At 59.5% G+C, this 17,330-nt stretch carries 19 protein-coding genes; 13 read left to right on the forward strand and 6 right to left on the reverse strand.

Annotation, left to right across the window (positions count from 1 at the left end; genetic code table 11):
• Positions 1 to 106 precede the first annotated feature (106 nt).
• Positions 107 to 1,921, reverse strand: a complete 1,815-nt coding sequence (locus AC097W_RS01730) for a glutamine--tRNA ligase/YqeY domain fusion protein (RefSeq protein WP_479600528.1) — start codon at positions 1,919 to 1,921, stop codon at positions 107 to 109.
• Positions 1,922 to 1,999: 78 nt separating this feature from the next.
• Between AC097W_RS01730 and AC097W_RS01735 the strand changes: the two genes are divergently transcribed.
• Positions 2,000 to 3,151: a DUF2157 domain-containing protein gene (locus tag AC097W_RS01735; RefSeq protein WP_479600529.1), complete on the forward strand. Its 1,152-nt coding sequence runs from the start codon at positions 2,000 to 2,002 to the stop codon at positions 3,149 to 3,151.
• Here the strand turns inward: AC097W_RS01735 and AC097W_RS01740 are convergent.
• The 4 genes from AC097W_RS01740 to AC097W_RS01755 all read right to left on the reverse strand — a co-directional run bounded on the left by AC097W_RS01740 (position 3,120) and on the right by AC097W_RS01755 (position 5,967).
• A complete protein-coding gene (locus AC097W_RS01740; protein WP_479600530.1) occupies positions 3,120 to 3,710 on the reverse strand; it encodes a hypothetical protein in 591 nt (196 codons plus the stop codon). The genes AC097W_RS01735 and AC097W_RS01740 overlap by 32 nt on opposite strands.
• An 89-nt stretch (positions 3,711 to 3,799) precedes the next feature.
• Positions 3,800 to 4,618 carry a LytR/AlgR family response regulator transcription factor gene (locus AC097W_RS01745; RefSeq protein WP_479600531.1) on the reverse strand — a complete coding sequence of 273 codons (819 nt, stop codon included), beginning with the start codon at positions 4,616 to 4,618 and terminating at the stop codon, positions 3,800 to 3,802.
• A complete protein-coding gene (locus AC097W_RS01750) occupies positions 4,615 to 5,664 on the reverse strand; it encodes a sensor histidine kinase (protein ID WP_479600532.1) in 1,050 nt (349 codons plus the stop codon). The genes AC097W_RS01745 and AC097W_RS01750 overlap by 4 nt, the downstream gene beginning before the upstream one ends.
• 6 nt (positions 5,665 to 5,670) lie before the next feature.
• The gene (locus AC097W_RS01755) at positions 5,671 to 5,967 is read right to left on the reverse strand and encodes a 2TM domain-containing protein (RefSeq protein WP_479600533.1); all 297 of its coding nucleotides are present in this window, start codon (positions 5,965 to 5,967) and stop codon (positions 5,671 to 5,673) included.
• Positions 5,968 to 6,209: 242 nt separating this feature from the next.
• On the opposite strand from AC097W_RS01755, the gene AC097W_RS01760 reads away from it, so the two are divergent.
• The 10 genes from AC097W_RS01760 (at position 6,210) to AC097W_RS01805 (ending at position 14,999) form a co-directional block, all read left to right on the forward strand.
• Positions 6,210 to 6,671 (forward strand): YidB family protein, encoded by a 462-nt coding sequence (locus AC097W_RS01760; protein ID WP_479600534.1) that lies wholly within the window; start codon positions 6,210 to 6,212, stop codon positions 6,669 to 6,671.
• 220 nt (positions 6,672 to 6,891) lie between these two features.
• The gene (locus AC097W_RS01765; protein ID WP_479600535.1) at positions 6,892 to 7,878 is read left to right on the forward strand and encodes an AraC family transcriptional regulator; all 987 of its coding nucleotides are present in this window, start codon (positions 6,892 to 6,894) and stop codon (positions 7,876 to 7,878) included.
• A 213-nt stretch (positions 7,879 to 8,091) separates the two neighbouring features.
• Positions 8,092 to 8,610, forward strand: a complete 519-nt coding sequence (locus AC097W_RS01770) for a DUF6160 family protein (protein WP_479600536.1) — start codon at positions 8,092 to 8,094, stop codon at positions 8,608 to 8,610.
• A gap of 110 nt (positions 8,611 to 8,720) precedes the next feature.
• Positions 8,721 to 9,515, forward strand: a complete 795-nt coding sequence (locus tag AC097W_RS01775; protein WP_479600537.1) for a hypothetical protein — start codon at positions 8,721 to 8,723, stop codon at positions 9,513 to 9,515.
• Between the two features lie 5 nt (positions 9,516 to 9,520).
• A complete protein-coding gene (locus tag AC097W_RS01780; RefSeq protein ID WP_479600538.1) occupies positions 9,521 to 10,447 on the forward strand; it encodes a hypothetical protein in 927 nt (308 codons plus the stop codon).
• 1 nt (position 10,448) lies between these two features.
• Positions 10,449 to 10,931, forward strand: coding sequence for a hypothetical protein (locus AC097W_RS01785; RefSeq protein ID WP_479600539.1), 483 nt, complete (start codon positions 10,449 to 10,451; stop codon positions 10,929 to 10,931).
• Positions 10,932 to 10,954: 23 nt separating this feature from the next.
• Positions 10,955 to 11,716 carry a C39 family peptidase gene (locus AC097W_RS01790; RefSeq protein WP_479600540.1) on the forward strand — a complete coding sequence of 254 codons (762 nt, stop codon included), beginning with the start codon at positions 10,955 to 10,957 and terminating at the stop codon, positions 11,714 to 11,716.
• Between the two features lie 32 nt (positions 11,717 to 11,748).
• On the forward strand, positions 11,749 to 12,795 hold the full coding sequence (locus tag AC097W_RS01795) for a transporter (RefSeq protein ID WP_479600541.1): 1,047 nt from the start codon (positions 11,749 to 11,751) through the stop codon (positions 12,793 to 12,795).
• Positions 12,796 to 12,805: 10 nt separating this feature from the next.
• Positions 12,806 to 14,437, forward strand: coding sequence for an OmpP1/FadL family transporter (locus AC097W_RS01800; RefSeq protein ID WP_479600542.1), 1,632 nt, complete (start codon positions 12,806 to 12,808; stop codon positions 14,435 to 14,437).
• Positions 14,438 to 14,450: 13 nt separating this feature from the next.
• Positions 14,451 to 14,999 (forward strand): DUF2059 domain-containing protein, encoded by a 549-nt coding sequence (locus AC097W_RS01805; RefSeq protein WP_479600543.1) that lies wholly within the window; start codon positions 14,451 to 14,453, stop codon positions 14,997 to 14,999.
• A gap of 24 nt (positions 15,000 to 15,023) precedes the next feature.
• On the opposite strand, the gene AC097W_RS01810 is transcribed toward AC097W_RS01805, so the two are convergent.
• Entirely contained in the window at positions 15,024 to 15,194 is a 171-nt protein-coding gene (locus tag AC097W_RS01810) for a hypothetical protein (RefSeq protein ID WP_479600544.1), read from the reverse strand.
• A 368-nt stretch (positions 15,195 to 15,562) separates the two neighbouring features.
• Between AC097W_RS01810 and AC097W_RS01815 the strand changes: the two genes are divergently transcribed.
• Entirely contained in the window at positions 15,563 to 16,840 is a 1,278-nt protein-coding gene (locus tag AC097W_RS01815; protein ID WP_479600545.1) for an NRAMP family divalent metal transporter, read from the forward strand.
• Positions 16,841 to 16,876: 36 nt separating this feature from the next.
• Positions 16,877 to 17,296: a hypothetical protein gene (locus AC097W_RS01820; RefSeq protein ID WP_479600546.1), complete on the forward strand. Its 420-nt coding sequence runs from the start codon at positions 16,877 to 16,879 to the stop codon at positions 17,294 to 17,296.
• Positions 17,297 to 17,330: the final 34 nt, after the last annotated feature.

Raw genomic sequence — 17,330 nt, forward strand, 5'->3', positions numbered from 1 at the left:
AACGGCGGGTTTGCTTTTTCTAAACTATTAGAACTTTAAGCACTTAATGGAGGAACCGAGTCTTTTGCTTCAACGATCGAAAGGGCTGACCAAAATCAAAATCCCATCACTTTCCCCAACTATCCTTCAACCCCACAGCCAAGTTAAACACTGGCTTCACTCCCTGCACGTGATCCACCCGATCCGCCACAAAGTACCCGTGCCGCTCAAACTGAAACTGCTGTCCGGCCTGTGCATTCGCCAGTGACGGCTCAACGATCGCAGTCACCACTTTTAAGCTGTTCGGGTTCAGGCTCTCAATAAAATCTTTGCCACCCGCATCCGGCTGGGCGTCTAAAAACAGGCGGTCGTACATGCGCACTTCGGCGTTCACGCCGTTGGCCACGCCCACCCAGGTGATGGCGGCTTTCACCTTCACCAGGTCGCTGCCAGGGGTGCCGCTCTTGGTGTCGGGCACCACGGTGGCCAGCACTTCGGTGATGACGCCGTTGGCATCTTTGGTGCAGCCGGTGCACTCGATTACGTAGCCGCCTTTCAGGCGCACCTTGTTGCCGGGGAACAGGCGCTTGTAGCCCTTGGGTGGCACTTCTTCAAAGTCTTCGCGTTCGATCCACACCTCTTTGCCTATGGTGAAGTGGCGTGCGGGTGGTGGCTCCAAACCCTCGGGCGGGTGGGGCAGGGCGGGCTGGGTGCAGGGCTCCAAATGACCGGCCCCCATCACGTCGTCCCAGTTGGTCAGGATGAGCTTGACGGGGTTGATCACGGCCATGCCGCGGTGGGCCTTGGCTTCCAGGTCTTCGCGCAGGCAGCCTTCCAGCGTGCTGTAGTCGATCCAGCTGTCGCTCTTGGTCACGCCAATGCGCTCTGCAAACATTTGCAACGCTGCAGGCGTGTAGCCACGGCGGCGCAGGCCGACGATGGTGGGCATGCGCGGGTCGTCCCAGCCGTTGACCTTGTAGTCGTACACCAGTTGCGCCAGCTTGCGTTTGCTGGTGATCACATAGGTGAGGTTCAGGCGGGCAAACTCATATTGCTTGGGTGCGGGGGCGGCCAGCAGGCCGCCTTCAATCAGGCGCTCCAGCAGCCAGTCGTAAAACGGGCGCTGGTCTTCAAACTCTAGCGTGCACAGGCTGTGGGTGATTTGCTCCAGCGCGTCCTCGATGGGGTGCGCAAAGGTGTACATGGGGTAAATGCACCAGGTGTCGCCTGTGTTGTGGTGCGTGGCGCGGCGTATGCGGTAGATGGCCGGGTCGCGCATGTTGATGTTGGGGCTGGCCATGTCGATCTTGGCGCGCAGCACCATGGAGCCGTCTTCATGCTTACCATCGCGCATTTCACGAAAGCGGGCCAGGTTGTCGGCCGGGGAACGGCCGCGAAAGATGCTGTCGATGCCGGGCTTGCCAAAGTCGCCCCGGTTCAGGCGCATTTCTTCGGCGGTTTGCTCGTCCACATAGGCCAGGTCGGCTTGAATCAAATGTTCCGCTGCGCGGTACATAAAGCCAAAGTAGTCGCTGGCCTGGTAGGGGGCGGCGCTGTAGTCACCGGGGCTGCCGTTCCAGTCGAAGCCCAGCCACTTCACCGCGTCGATGATGCTGTTCACATACTCGGTGTCTTCTTTTTCGGGGTTGGTGTCGTCAAAGCGCAGGTGGCACACGCCACCGTAGTCGCGCGCCAGGCCAAAGTTGATGCAGATGCTTTTGGCGTGGCCAATGTGCAGGTAGCCATTGGGCTCGGGCGGAAAGCGGGTGCGGATTTTGGCGGGGTCTGGCTGGCCCGCAGCGTGGTGCGCGGCGTCGCCGGGGCTGCCGGCCCAGCGGCGGGTGGCGTAGGTGCCCTCAGTCAGGTCTTTTTCGATGATCTGGCGCAAAAAGTTGCTGACTTTGGGGGCGGTGTCGGGGGAGGCAGGTATTGGGGAGCTCATCCTTACGATTCTAGACGGCCAAGGCACCGGCCTGCAGGGCCCAAACGGTATGATCATTCGAGGGATTGAGGACTAAAAATGAGCCAAAGAGAATTCAACGACACCGCGCCGGGCGTGATTGACCTGCGCCTTCAGGACGTCAAGGACGCGGCCCTTGTGGGCATCGTCAGCCAGCAGCAGGCGCTGGACCTGTGGCGCTGGCTGGACCAGCGGGACCACCAGCGCAGCAGCGCCCCCGGTGCGGCCGCCAGCGCGCCTGTGCATGCCACCGGGCCCCAATTTGGCTTTGTGAACGTGCTGTATTACTTTGGCGGCATGGTAGCCATCAGCGCCATGACGCTTTTCATGACGCTGGGCTGGGAGTCGTTTGGCCCGGGCGGGCTGCTGGCTATCAGCCTGGCCTATGGTTTTGCCTGCCTGAAGGTGGCCGACCACTTCAAGGCGCGCAGCCTGCCCGTGCCCGCTGGCATATTGGCCACCCTGGCGGTGTGCCTGGTGCCGCTGGCGGTGTGGTGCGTGCAAAACCTGATGGGCCTGTGGCCGCCGGGTGGCCCCAGCAGCTATTCGGCCTACCACACGCACATTGACTGGCGGTGGATGACGCTTGAATTTGCCACGCTGGCCGCAGGCGTGGTGATGCTGTGGCGCTACCGGCTGCCCTTCATGGTGATGCCGATTGCGGTAACCGTCTGGTACATGAGCATGGATGTGGCCAATGGCCTGATGCAAAACACCGGGTTTGACTGGCAGTTCACCCGCGATGTGTCGCTGGTGTTTGGCCTGGGCACCTGCGCGGTGGCCATGTGGGTGGATGTGCGCAGCCGCCAGGCCCAAACGGCCGCGTGGCGGCAAGACTACGCGTATTGGCTGTATATGTTGGGCGCCATCATGTTCTGGTGCGGCCTGAGCCTGCGGGACAGTAGCGACGAGCTGGGCAAGTTTTTGTTTGCGGTGCTGAACGTGGCGCTGGTGCTGCTGGGAGCAGCCATTGGGCGGCGGGTGTTTACCGTGCTGGGCGCTTTGGGTGTGGCCATGTACCTGGGCTACCTGTCGCACCGGGTGTTCAAAGACAGCCTGATGTTCCCGTTTGCGCTGACGCTGCTGGGCTTGGCTGTGGTGTGGCTGGGAGTGTGGTGGCAGCGGCACGAAGCCGCTATCAACGCCCGCTTGGGGCGGTATGTGCCAGCAGGCTTGCGGCCTATTCCAGAAGGGTTTGCGCAAACGCGTTAATGGCTTCCACATTGCCCGGCAGGGCGGTGTAGCGCAGGCCTTCGCGGGTCAGTATGCCGCGCAGGCCGCGGTCAATGCCCTTGGCCTGTTCTTCATCCTGAAAACGGCCGGTGTGAATGTATTTGCGATCGCCCCGCTCCACCAGCACGTTGACGTTGTTGTGCTGCTTGTACCAGTTAAGAATCTGGGTGCGGGTTTTGCCGATGTCGCAAATGTTGTCGGCGTAGTTTTCGTTGTAGTACAGCACCTGGGGCAGGGAGCACTCGGTAATCAGGAACTGGATTTGCCCGTCCAGCAGGTTCAGCATTTCGTACTGGCGCTGCGCAATGAAATACTGGTTTTTGAGCACTTCAAAGTTTTGCTGCCACACCAGGGACTTGGCGTAATCAGGTATCACCTCAACGGTTTTTTCATGCAGCTTCAGGTACAGGATGATGGCAGAGGTGACCAGCGATTTGTCGCAACCCGGCCCGCCAATGACGTTGATCACCTTGGTGGGATACAGCCGCATTTTGTTCTCGGGCAGGTGGTTGGCCACCGAGGTGTATTGAATCGCCATGCTGGTCTCTTTCTTTTGAAGTCTTTATAGGCACCATCGTAGTGTGCACCAGCGCTTCATGCAAAGTAAACCTGGTTAGACCCCCGTGGCTACATGGCCCGAAACAGGTGCGCGTAAAGGCGGCTCACGGCCAGCTTCTCGGCGCGGTCCCGCAGGCTGACGCTGGTTTTGCCGGCCTCGTCGCGGTGCACCGAGGCAATTTGCTCCACGCGCACCACGGTGCCCCGGTGCACTTGCCAGAACAGCTGGGGATCGAGCTGGGGCAACAGTTCCTTGATGGGGGTGCGGATCAAATACTCGTGCCCGGCGGTGAGCACGCGCAGGTATTTGTCGGCGGCTTCAAAGTACACCACGTCGTCCAGCGGCACCATGCGGATGGCACTGCCCACGCTGACCTGAATCATTTTCAGCAGCGCTCTGGGGGCTTGTGGCGGCGCAAGCAGACCGCGCAGCTGGCCCAGTGTTGCTTCCAAATCCATAGCAGCCTGCGCAGGTTTGGCGAGGGCTAGCTGCAGTTTTGCCACTGTTTTCTGCAGTCGCGCAACTTGCACGGGCTTGAGCAGGTAGTCCACCGCCTGGGCCTCAAAGGCCTGCACGGCGTATTGGTCATAAGCGGTCACAAATACCAGTGCGGGGAAGGGCCGCGCTGGCAAGCCAGCGGCGGGCGCAGTGGGCCACAGGTCGGCCAGCTCGGCAGCGGCCTCCAGCCCGCCCATGCCGGGCATGCGAATGTCAAAAAACAACACGTCAGGTTGCAGGGCCAGCGCCTGCTGCACGGCCGAGGCGCCGTCGCCCACGGTTGCCACCACCTGCAGCGCCGGCCAGGCGCGCGCCAGTTCGGCCTGCAGGGCCGCGGCCAGCAGAGGCTCGTCTTCAGCAATCAGGGCCGTGGGGGCTTTGGGTGTCATGGTTTGTAAGGAAAAGTGATGCTAGCCCTCGTGCCACCTGCGCTGCCAGCTATTAAATTGATAGTGGCTTCTGTGCCGTAGGTGGTGGCCAGGCGCTCGCGCACCTGGCTCAGGCCAAAGCCCCGGCCGTCCTGCGTGGCACCGCCTGCGCCCGCACGGGTGGCATCAAAACCCAAGCCGGTGTCTTCTACCTCCAGCGTCAGCCGGTTGCCGCTGCGCCGGGCGCGCACGGTGATGCTGCCGCCGGCTACCTTGGGCTCCAGGCCGTGCTGAATGCTGTTTTCCACCAGCGGCTGCAGCAGCAAGGACGGCAGGGGGTGCTGGCGCAAGTCGTCGGGTAGATCCAGTGTGAACTGCAGGCGCGGCCCCATGCGGATGGTCATCAGCTCCAGGTAGTCTTGCAGGCGTTCAAACTCGCGCTCCAGCGGGTGCGTGCTGGAGCGCGATGCGCTGAGCGTGGCGCGCAGGTAAGCCACCATGTGGTCCAGCATGGTCTGGGCGCGGGTAGGGTCTGTGCCGATAAGCGCACGCAGGTTGGCCAGCGTGTTGAACAGCATGTGGGGCTCCAGCTGGGTTTCCAGCAGCTTGAGGCGCGACTCCATGGCCTGGCCGCGCGCTTCTTCCACCCGGCGCTGCAGGTAGCCATGCCGGGTCCTGGTGTAGAAGTAATACGAGGCTGCGGTGCCGGCCAGCGCGGTGATGATGATGGACGCGGGCAGCTTCGAGCCCGCCTGAAAGCTCCATGACGACCAGCCAAACACCTGATCACCGGCCAGGGTGCCCAGCACATAGCCCACCACCGTGGCAACCAGGGGCAATGCAAACCCGGCCGCGCCCTGGGGCCAACCGGTCTCTGCTGCCGAGGGCACCAGATGGCGCCCAAAGTCGGTTAGCGCCCAGATACAGGTGCCGATGCAGACCGAATAGACCAGCGCAATCTCATAAGCCCACTGCGGCTGAAACGCGAACTGAATGGCCGACACTGCCAGGCAAAACGCCATGGTCTGCAAAAAGTATTGCAGCTTGTTCAGCCAGTCAATTTTCATGGCGGGTCAGCGCTTGTCTTGCTCGCGTTGCAGGCGTTCGCGTTCGCGCTGCACCAGGCCTTCGCGCAGGTTGCCGCCAGCACCCAGAAACCACACCGCAATGCCATGCAGGCACAGCCCAAGGCCCCAGCCCAGCAGCGGCTTGATGGACCAGGCGCGGGTGCCAAACGCGTATTCCGACAGGGAGAACACAAACAGGTTCACCAGCACAAACACGCAGGCATGGGCATACCAGCCCAGCTTGGCGCCTGCGCGCTTACGGGCCAATTTTTCAAGGGCTTCAGGGGTGAGAGGTGTTGTCATGAGAAGTCAATTCTGCCTTAACAGGGGTCATTCGGGTTCAATGAAGTGAGTGCGTTCTCCGGTTTTGCTGCGATGGAACGAACTCTGCCTGCAGCCTTTTATGACAACCACCAATTTGTGACGAAATGCCGGAATCGTGGAGTGAAGTTCGGCTAAGTGCGCCTCAGGCGGTACCTTTTTTTGCGTCGATAGGTCACAATTTCGTTCTCGATTTCCTATTCATCCAACCTCGGAGAAAAACCATGGGCTTACTCGATTCAGTGCTGCAATCGGTCTTGAACAACAATACGCAAACCGAGGGCGCGGCCGCTGGCGGACTCGGCGGCCTGATGGGCATGGTTGCCAGCAACCCCCAAATCCTGCAGGCCATTACGGGCATGCTGGGCAACGACGGCGCGAGCGGCGGTCTGGGCGGGTTGATGGCAAAGTTCCAGCAGGCGGGCATGGGCGATGTGATCGGCTCGTGGGTGGGCAGCGGCCAGAACCAGCCCATCTCGGCAGACCAGATCAGCGACGTGCTGGGTAGCGATGCCATCTCTGGCATGGCCGCCAAGATGGGCATGGACAGCAGCGAAGTGGCGGGCCAGTTGTCCAGCATCCTGCCGGGTCTGGTGGACAAGCTGACGCCAAACGGTCATGCACCTGAAGGTGGTTTGGGCAACGGTAGCGACTTGATGGGCATGCTGGGCTCGCTGATGCGCTGATGCGCTGATGCGCTGATGTGCTGATACCAGGACACTCAGAAAAAGCGGGGGCCTGTGCCCCCGCTTTTTTTGTTTCGGCTGAGGGGCTCGATTTCTACGGCACCCTCGTTTTTCACGTCACCTAGGGTCAACACCAATGTGGGTGAGGGGTGATCGTTTCAATAATCGCGATCTGTTGGAAGGGCCCCGCAACCTACTCTCTGGATGAATGACCGACCCGATGGACTCCAATTCAATTGCTGATCTGAGCTGGTACAAAACGCTGTGCACGGGTTTCAACAATATTGGGCTCGACGGTGCGGCTTTGTGTATTGAGGCGGGTATTTACAGTGCAGTGGTCGACCAACTACCGGCAGGTGGTCTGAGTGATGCGATGAGCGTGGCCTTCGAAATCGCCGTCGCCAGAACTGGCGACCCCCATATCGGGCTGCGCATGGCGCGCCACCCGCTGGGTGCCCTGGGCGTGCTGTCGCATATGTTGTTTGCGTCGAACAACCCGCAGGAGAGCCTGCAGTTTCTGGCACGGTACCTTCCGCTGTTTTGGCCGATGGCAACCGTCGATTTTCAGACTTCATCAGACCGAAGTCTGCTCGTCTTGGGAATTGTTCCGGGCAGACGTTGTATTTCTTCTTCGATATTCGATTTCTTTGCATCCATGGTGATAGCAGGCTCCCGTATCGTCTCCGGCAAGCGCGCAAAAATCTTGAAGATGTACCACCCGGGAGATGCGCCATTGAATCCACTTATGTGGCATCAATCGTTTGGTGATGTGGTGGAATTTGGTGCGCCGCGCTGCGCGATTGAACTGGTTACCGCCAGCATGTTGCTACCCATCCCCACGGCCAACCCAGCCATTCTGGAGCTGTCTGAGCGCATTGCGGAGCAGATGCAGCGGCGCACGGTGGGCGTGACCAGCGATCGTATTCGCAGGGAACTGGTCAAGTCCTTGCACAAAGGCGAAGCGCATCGCAAGGAGATTGCTACACACCTGGGCATGAGCGAGCGTTCCCTGTGCCGTCGCCTCTCGGAGGAGGGGACAACCTACCTCAATCTTCTCGATTCCGTGCGCCGTGAGATGGCGGAGTCTTACATCCAGCAAGGTGGATTCAATCCCACCGAAATCACGTTTGCATTGGGGTTCTCCGACCCGAGTAATTTCTACCGTGCATGCAAGCGCTGGTTTGGGCATACGCCCACGCTGCGCTAGCCAGGTCGGGCAATACCAGGGACATGCTGGTCTGGTTTTGGCGTCATAGGGGTATTCCCTTGAAGCCAATTCTTGGCCCAGGAAGCCAATAGTTTGGCCTGCGCAGTCAGTGACGAATGGGGTTCTGAATCTGACACTAGCCCCGTACTGACAACAAAGCGCCGGGTGCGCAAGTCAGCACAAAAAAACTTTACCAACTCAGGAGAAACCACCATGAAAACTTTCAAATTGTCTGCTGCTGCCGCACTGCTTGCTTCCTTTGCTTTTTCCGCTTCGGCGATGACCCTTGTGAACGACGAAGGTCTGGCGCAAGTCAGCGGCCAGGACGGTGTGTCCATCGTGGCGGATCTGCATGTGGGCATCGGCTCGTTCACCTACTCCGATAGCGGTAACACCGTGTCCTTCAACAACATCGGTATCACCGGTGTGATTGGTGCCTCCATCGACGTGATCTCTGGCGCTCAGTTCCAGGGCGACCTGGCTGGCGCATTGGTGGCCGCTGGCACCGCACCGGCAAATGTCCCAGCCGTGTTGGGTTCAGCCGCCCTCCAGTTGGGCTTCACCGGCCAGGACGTGATCCAGTTTGCTATCCCTGCCGTGGCTAACACCGGCGGATTGAACATTTCTGTTGCCTCCATCACAACCGGCAACGGTGGTGCTTCCATGGGCGGCATCGCGCTGTCCAAGCTGGATGTGGGCGGCACCAAGGTCTGGATGTTTGGCCACAACTAATGCGACAGAGGTGACGCTCTCTTAGGGAGGGGGCGTTGCTTTTGCATTGCGCCAGGATCTCGTGGCTTTGGCTGCGGGATCTTTTTTTGCATTCGTTCGAGATCATCACCATGCACCACTGGATCATTCGTGTCGCAGGGCTTGTCGTTACATTGGTGTGCGCCGGTGGCGCGCGCGCGCAGGGCATTGCGCTGGACGACGGGCATCTGTCGCAGGTATGGGGTCAGGCCATGATCGAACTCGTCAACACCAGTTCACTGGGGTACGACTTCACGCGCATGACGCTCAATGCCGACGTCACCCTGAGCGCCAACTTCAAAGACATTCGGCTGGGGGAATATGCAGCAGCCCGCAATGGCCCCGCCAACGGTTTGGGTGCGGGCGCTGATATGGACATCGGGGCGTTGCAGTTGGGTCGCTATGCGCTGGGCGATGGCGAGAGTGCGCGCTATGTGCGTGCCACCAATCCCTATTTCGAATTTGTCTACAAGCAAGGCACCACTGCCGCAACACGTGAGGTGGTGGGCATGCGCATGGGGTTTGAGGGTCTGCAGGGCCTGGTAGGAACCCAGGTTCGGGCACTCAGTGGCTCATTGCGTGCGGACATTTCGACCGCCGGCGGCATAGTCAATTTTGATTCGATGAGCGGTGCCACCATGGAGTCCGCAGATGGCAAGCGCGCAAACGGCCTGGGCTTGCTGCCAACCGTGGGTACCTTCAAGCTGGGTGATGCCAGCAGGCCCACGCGTGATTTTTTTCTGGCGGTGCAGTCCCAGAATGTGACGTACCCGTCCATTGCCGGACTGACCTCGCAACAAGCGGCAGCGGGCTTCTGGCTGAATTTGCGTGACCGTGTCAGTGGGGTAGTCGGTGCCATGCCCTCCAATCTGGCTGTGCCCAAGTAAGCACCATGACGCAGCGGCCGTGTGCCTTGTCGATCGGGGTGTTGCTGGTGCGCTGGATGGTGCTGGCCGGGTGTGTCTTAGCACCGTTGTCCGCGTCGGCGCTGACGCTGCTGGAAGACGCAGAGCTTTCCGTCGTACGTGGCGCGGGCGTGGCATTCAACCTGCGCAATTACTCCCTCTCCGGGGACTTGTCGCTGACCTATGTGGGCAGGTCCACCGGGCTGAACGTACCGGCCCAAACTTTTACGTGGAGCCAGCTTGCACTGTCGCGGTCGGACGATCCGGCGGCGACGTTTTCCGACCCCTATAGCCTGTCCATTGTTGCCCGGCCAGGTCTGCCAGATGTGATTCAGTTGTCGGAGCCACGCAATGCCAGCGGACTCCTGAAGTGGCAATGGGCCGCTGACTGGACGGTGGGCACCGCAGACGGCATCTTTCAGGGCGGGGCGGTGCTGGTGCAAGACCTCACGAGCTACGGCGGCACGCTTTCCATCACGTCACCCGTCACGCCGGGGGTGGAGGGTGTCGTCTTTGGCAAGACTATCCATGCCGACCTGAGCGCATTCGTGCTGCGGCCGCGGGGGCGTGAAGACGCCAGCCATGAGTTGCGCCTGAGTGGGTTGCATGTGAGTGCTGCGGACGGCGTGTCTCCCTGGGTGCTGGCGGACGTCACCACACAGCCGGGGATTTTCAATGCCATCACGGAAGGCGGGCGCTCGTACCTGCACTTGGGCATTGGCTGGGCGCTGGACCCCACCGCCGAAGTGCCGGCTGCCAGAGTGGTGGTGGACAACATCACATTCAGGAACGATCGGGCGACCTTTACCGACCCCGTGTCACAGCTGGCGACTTCCACACTCAACCTGGGCGCCAGCCGCATTGCCAGCATGCAGTTGCAGTACATCGACATCAAGCTGCGGGCCGGGCTCTGACATGACGTTTCGATCCTCTATTGCGGCATGTCTCGTCCTGGGTATGGGCGGTGCATCGGCGATGGCTGGGCCGGCCGTCCTGAGCAATGACGATCTTGCCGAGGTGGTGGGGCAAGAGGGCATCAGCATGGTCCTGCACCTGCAAGTCAATACGTCGGACGCGGGCAGCCAGGCCCTGGGAGCCAGCTTTACTCACAGTTTCAACGTCAACGGAACGACCACCTATGCCACGGCCCAAGGTTTGAAGGGGGTGATAGATCTGGTGGGCCTGACGATCGACGTGGCACCCCGTCCCGATCTTGCGGGTGGAAGCTATATCGATATCGGCCTGCCGGGCGTGGTTGCGGTGAACCAGTTTGGGTTCCGGTCGTTCGGTGTGCAGACCGACGCCCAGGCGGCGGTACAGCCGGATCAGAATTTTGGCAGCGTCTTGCTGCACGGTTTGGGTACCCAGACAGGGCACCTGTACCTGTGGGCGAAGTAGCGCGTCGGTAAAGGACTTTGAGTATGTGGCCCATTGTTTACCTGGTGATTGCGACCGGCATTAGTGGCTTTGGAGTAGCCACGCAAGTGCCTCCTGTAGAGCAACCGGCAGATCAGTTTGCATTGCCCATGGTGCTGGCCGGTGGTGGCACGCCACCTGAGCGGGTGGGTATTGAGCCCCAGTCGGTCGCCAAGTTTCGCAACATCGTTCACCAGACCTACGACTACAGCTGCGGCTCTGCCGCGCTGGTCACGGTTATCAACAATTACCTTGGCATCCCCGTGACAGAACAGCAGGCGATGGAAGGCATGCTGGAGCACGGGGAGCGCGACAAGATCATGGCCCGCCGGGGCTTCTCGCTATTGGACATGAAGCGCTATGTCGCCACCCTGGGCGTGGAGGCCAACGGATTTCGGGGAACGATCTCGGACCTGATGGAGTTGCAAACCCCGGCCGTCGTGCCCATTGATTACGCCGGGTTCAAGCATTTTGTGGTCTATCGCGGCACGCGCGGAGGGCGGATCTACATTGCAGACCCCTCGGCGGGCCATGTGGTCTTTTCGGTGGAGGAGTTCACCAGCCTCTGGGATCGCAACACCCTGTTCCTCCTGAATCCACCCAAGGGAACGACCACGCTGGCGCTGCTCGCTCTGGGCGAGCGCGAGCTGGGCGTGATCGACCGTGACCTGATTCGCGCAGATGCCACGCTGCCCCAGCTCGACCGCACCGAAGCGCTGCAACGCGCCGTCATGTCCAACCTCGGAAATTTTTCCTTACGCAAATAGCAGTGATGCAACCACTTGATATGAAAGTACCCATGAAAATCTATTCCACGAAACGTCACCGAGCGAGTCTGTCTACCCTGGGTGCCCTGGCACTCCTTTCCGCGTTGACTGTGTTGCCCTCGACGCAGGCGTTTGCGCAGGCGGTATCGACGGAGGCAGCCAAGGATGCGTTGGCCAAGCGGGAAGGTGATGCGGACAGTGCCACCGTGCTGAAAGAAACCTTGTCCGCCACGGACAAGCAGTATTCGCTGTTGCGCGAGGGCAAGCGCGCGATCACCTATGACCTCACCTATTCCTACATTGGTCAGCAACTGATCAACGCAAATTTTGCGGACGCGAAGTTGACCAACTTCAGCATTCAGAATACGCGGGGACACACGGTGACCAACACCTTCTCCGGAGATTACGGGCTGAAAGACAACCTGACCCTCAACCTGACCGTGCCGATCGTCAGCAAGTTTTCGCAGTCCGACACCAACGACCAGGTGGTGAACGGGTTTGGTGACGTTTCCATCGGCGCGCGGCTACAGCCTTTTCCGTTGTCCCGCACCCTGCCGTCCATCACGGTGAATGGCACGGTACGGATTCCCACCGGCCGCAGTCCCTTTGAGGTGATTGAAGGACAAGGCCTGTCCACAGGCGCCGGTTACACCAGCGCGACGCTGGGGTTGAATGCTTCGAAGGTGATTGATCCGGTTGCCATCTTTGGCTCGGCCAACGTGACGTTTGGATTACCCGCCAAGAATCTGGACCAGAAGAGCAATGGCAATACCCTGTACGAAGTGTCGCCTGGGCAGACGGTGGGGTTTGGTGTTGGATTTGCCTATGCCATGTCGTACAACATCACCACCACGCTGTCTTTTCAGGAATCCATCTCTGGCAGCACGCGTTTGAAGTACATCGATGCAACCGGCAAGGCGGTGGAAAACAAGACGGCCAGCCAGACCTCCGCAATGATGAATCTCGGGCTGGGCGTGCGCGTCTCACCGCTGACGACGGTGAACTTTTCGGTGGGAATCGGTCTTACCTCAGACAGCCCGGATTTCACGTTTGGCATGAACATGCCGCTGAATTTCTAGATTCATCGTGATGCAACGCGATGAATGTCGGGCGGTGACCCGAGGGTGGGGGGCTTTTGCTGCCACCACCGTGCTGGTGGCACTGGGCGGATTTTCTCATCGCTCCCATGCGGCGCTCTCCGAGAACCTGGGCACCAGCGTGGTGGCCATGTCGCTGGGCAATGCGGTCACGGCGGATCCGCCGGGGCTGGACGCCATTCACTTTAATCCGGCGGGCCTGACCCGGATGAAAGGCAAATGGTTCTCGAATTCGGTGTACGGCGCATCCCTGTCGCCTACGGCCCATTTCACGGCGCCCGAAGGTTTTGATGTGGGTGGATTTAAAGACGATCCGGTAGCCGGTACCAGCACCGGCAATGTCAGCGCCGCAGTGTATCTGCCTGGTATCGGCCCGCTAAAAGCCCCTTTACCTGCGGCAGTGGGGGGTAGCCTGGCCTTCAGCATCAACGATCCGGGTTCGCCCTGGACGTTTGCCACCGGCACCTACGTGACGCAGGGCGTGGGGTTCAATCGCACTGACGAGGACGACCCAGCCCGCTTTGACGGACGCAAGGTGATCATGCAGCGCCTGGTGTACGTGTCACCATCTGTGGCCTACAAGGCAACGGACACCTTGAGTTTCGGCGTGGGCATTCCTGTTGCACACCAGGGGTTTGCGCTGGATACCGATATGCGCATGCCTAACAAATTTTTAGGCATTGTGGGCAAGCTGCAGGACGCGTGGTGTGGCGACAGCGGCAACGCAGTCGATGTGTTTTTCCTGGGACTTTGCGGCGGCGGTCAGGAGGGGCGGCTTCGCCCCTTCAACAAAATAGCCTCAGCGAGCTTCGAAGCCACGGCGCCCATGGACCCCACCATCAATCTGGGCGTGTTGTGGGAGCCCAATGAGAGTTTTGCTGTGGGGGCCGTGTACCAGGGTGGCTCGGATACCGTGCTCACCGGGCGCTATACCTTTCGCGCCGAACCCATGCTCAACAATTTTGTGCAGGGCATGTATGCCAGTCTGTTCGGCCCTATTGCGGCGTCGATTGTGGGACTGCCCACCTCCATTCCCGCAGAGCAGTCGGGCCATATGACCATGAAATTGCCTTTTGTGGAGCATGTGCAGGTTGGCGTCAAGATCAAGCCCGTCAAGCGTGTCCAGATCAATCTGGACGCGGGATGGAGCAATTGGGAGAAGTGGGACAAGCTGACCATGCAGTTTGACCAGAACATCAACATGCTGATGATGGCGCGCATGTTTGGCCTGGAGGACCCGAGCAAGTTGACCCTCAAGCGTGGCTATCGCAACACCATTTCCTATGGCGTCGGGCTGCAGTTGCAGTTGACCGATGCACTGACCGTTCGCGCGGGGTATGAGCAACGCCCCAGTTCCATTCCTGGTTCTGCCATGGATCTGATCGCGCCCTTGCCGGACCTAGCCGTAAAGAGTCTTGGGCTGGGCTACGTGACGCGCAAGGGGCTGCGCATTGACGCAACTGCCAGCTATGCCGAGGGCAATTTCAGTGTTCCGGCGGATAGCAGTTGCAATATGAATTGCAGCGGTTTTCTCAACGCCATTTACAACCCCTATGCCGGGCTGGATGTTTCCGGGGGCATCCGCATTCGCTATTTCGGCATCCAGTTCACCCAGGCCTTTTAGACCCTTCCAAACGATGAAAAAAATACTTCAATCCTGTGCGCTGGTATTTCTTGCGTTGGTGGCTACCAACCTGGTACATGCACAAAGCTCGGACGATGCAAAACAAGCCCTGGTGCAGCGGGTCCTTGCGCTGTGGCACATCGAAGATGCCGCCATCACCATGACGCAAAGGCCTGCAACCGATGCGCTGTTGCAGGCCCGGGTTGCCCTGCAAGGGCGTGTCAATGCGGAGAAGCAGGAGGCCACACTCAAGGCCATTGTTCCGGATGTCCAGAAATACATCAATGAAGCGACACCCATTGTGCGTGCAGAAGCCTTGCGATTGAAGGGACCCACCGTGGGCCCCTTGCTGATGAAAAACTTCAGCGAAGAGGAACTGCGCGCGCTCGTTGCGCTGTTTGAGTCGCCCGTGAAAAAGAAATTTGAGTCCCTAGTCCCGCAATTCGAGCGCGCGTTGGGTGAAAAGGTGGTGGAAAGCAGCCGTGAAGCCATTGATCCCAAGATTCAGATTCTCACCAAGGACATTGGCCTGAAATTGCGCGCTGCGGTAGTGGCGCCGTAACCAGCGCGGGCGCTTGCCAACAAATCAGCGAATGAATCGGCCAATCCAGGACAGATCGCAGCATTCAGAAAAGCGATCCCCCATTAGCCAGACCAGTAATCCACAAAAAATCACTGCGGCTCCGCAGACCAACAGCAGCCGCCCGAACCGGGGTGTGATTTCCTTGCGTGGATTGGGGTCCTGGGTTTCGCTCATTGCATGGGTCTGGTGGCTGGTAGGGTGCTCATCGTAGACGATGAATGCGTCTTTACCCGTAATTTACACAGAACGGGTTCCCTGGCTGGGGTGTCCTTCTTTACAATCCCACCCATCTCAACTACCGGCCAATTCAATGGACTCAGATAGTTCCTGGCCTCCGGTTAGTCTGATTTGCGCGTAGACACCACTGTCGCGACCGCTTGTCTGACTCGGCACGGAGGCTTATGCCCAACGTGCCTGGCAGGCAACACGAACCCCATGGGCTATTGCCCTGAAGTTCGGTTCCATCCCAGGCTTTTCAGAATAGGCGCTCCCACGGGCGCCATTGCCGACGCTTGCATGTGCGTTGGAACAGGGGATCTACCATGGTGACTCAAACCGCAAAAAATTTCGTCCGTCGTCTCGGGCCAGGCCTCATCACCGGTGCAGCCGACGACGACCCAAGCGGCATTGCCACTTATTCTCAGGCCGGCTCGCAATTCCGCTTTGCGCTGGTCTGGACGTTGCTGATCACGACGCCGCTGATGATCGGTATCCAGATGCTGTCCGCCCGCATCGGGTGGGTGACTGGCGAGGGTCTGGCCGCCAACATCAACAAAATGTGTCCACGCTGGTTGACCACCACGCTGGTGGGATTGCTGGTGATTGCCAATACCATCAATATTGCAGCCGACATCGGCGCCATGGGCGAGGCCGTTCGCCTGCTGGTTGGCGGGCCACTGTCGCTTTACGTCGTGGGCTTTGGCGTGCTGTGCATCGCAACGCAGGTTTTCTTCTCCTATGAGCGCACCGTGCGCATACTTAAATGGCTGACCCTGGGCCTGTTTGCCTACGTGGCCGTCATCCTGACGGTGCAGGTGCCTTGGCGCCAGGCTATTTCGGAGTCACTTCACCCTTGGTCATTCTTTCCCAAGGATGCTTCGTTTAAGGACTACGCCGCCATGGTGGTCGCCGTGTTGGGCACCACCATCAGCCCATATCTGTTTTTCTGGCAAGCATCGCAAGAAGTGGAAGACAACAACCGCAGGCCCGAGGCACAGTCTCTGCGGGAGCATCCGGAATATGCGGCAGAGCATTTGTCCCGCATCAAGCAGGACACGATTGTGGGAATGACGTTTTCCAACGTGATTGCGCTGTGCATCGTCGTTGCCACCGCGGTGACCCTGAATCTGCAGGGCATCACCACCATTCAGACCTCGTCGCAAGCAGCCGAGGCGCTCAGGCCGGTGGCGGGTGAGTTTGCATTTTTGGTATTTGCGCTGGGAATTATCGGCACCGGTCTGCTGGCGGTGCCCGTGTTGGCAGGCTCTGCGGCCTATGCTGTCAGTGAGCTCTATGGCTGGAAGGCGGGGCTCTCGCATGGGTTTCGTGAGGCCAAGGGTTTCTACCTCATCATCGTGGCGGCGACTGGCATCGGCACGGTCATGGGTTATCTGGAACTGGATCCCATCAAGGCGCTGGTGTGGAGCGCGATTGTGAATGGCGTTATCTCCGTGCCGATCATGGCGGCACTCATGTGGATTGGGCAGTCAGAGCGGTTGATGGGACAGCACACCATCACGGCGCGCCATCGGTTCTTTGGCTGGACTGCGACAGCGGTCATGGCGGTTGCCGTCGTCGTTATGTTGGCAACCAGTTTCTAGGCGTCTCATGCACAACGTTCAACAGTTGACTCTTCTATGAATCCCAAAAAATTTGATGTAAAAAAACTGGTGACGAGCGGCGCTATCATCCCGGCCGTCGTCATTACCGCCATCACTGTGGTCGTGATCAGTGTGATTGGCTTCATCGTGGTGAAGTCTGTTCGAAACAAAGGATTTTTGCCGCAGCCAACCCAGCTCATAACGTACGAATGCAAAGGCATTGGACAACCGTTTGCGATGCGGTTTCGCCATGGAATGGACGTGGTTGAACTGCGCTCGGATTCGGTAGCGTTGACCGGTGAATTGTTGAACGGAAAAATTGTGTGGTCAGGTTCGCCCAGCCAGGTTGGGAGGCTGGGCTTTATGCCGCCAACTGAAATTGTGTACGACGATTCCAAGAGCATTCGCCTGCTCGACGGAAGCCAGATCGAGCGCACGTGCGAGCGCCAACCGTGACACGGGCTTTTTGCTGGGGCGCATCAAGAATTAC

This window comes from Rhodoferax sp. GT1R46 (genome assembly GCF_056521285.1).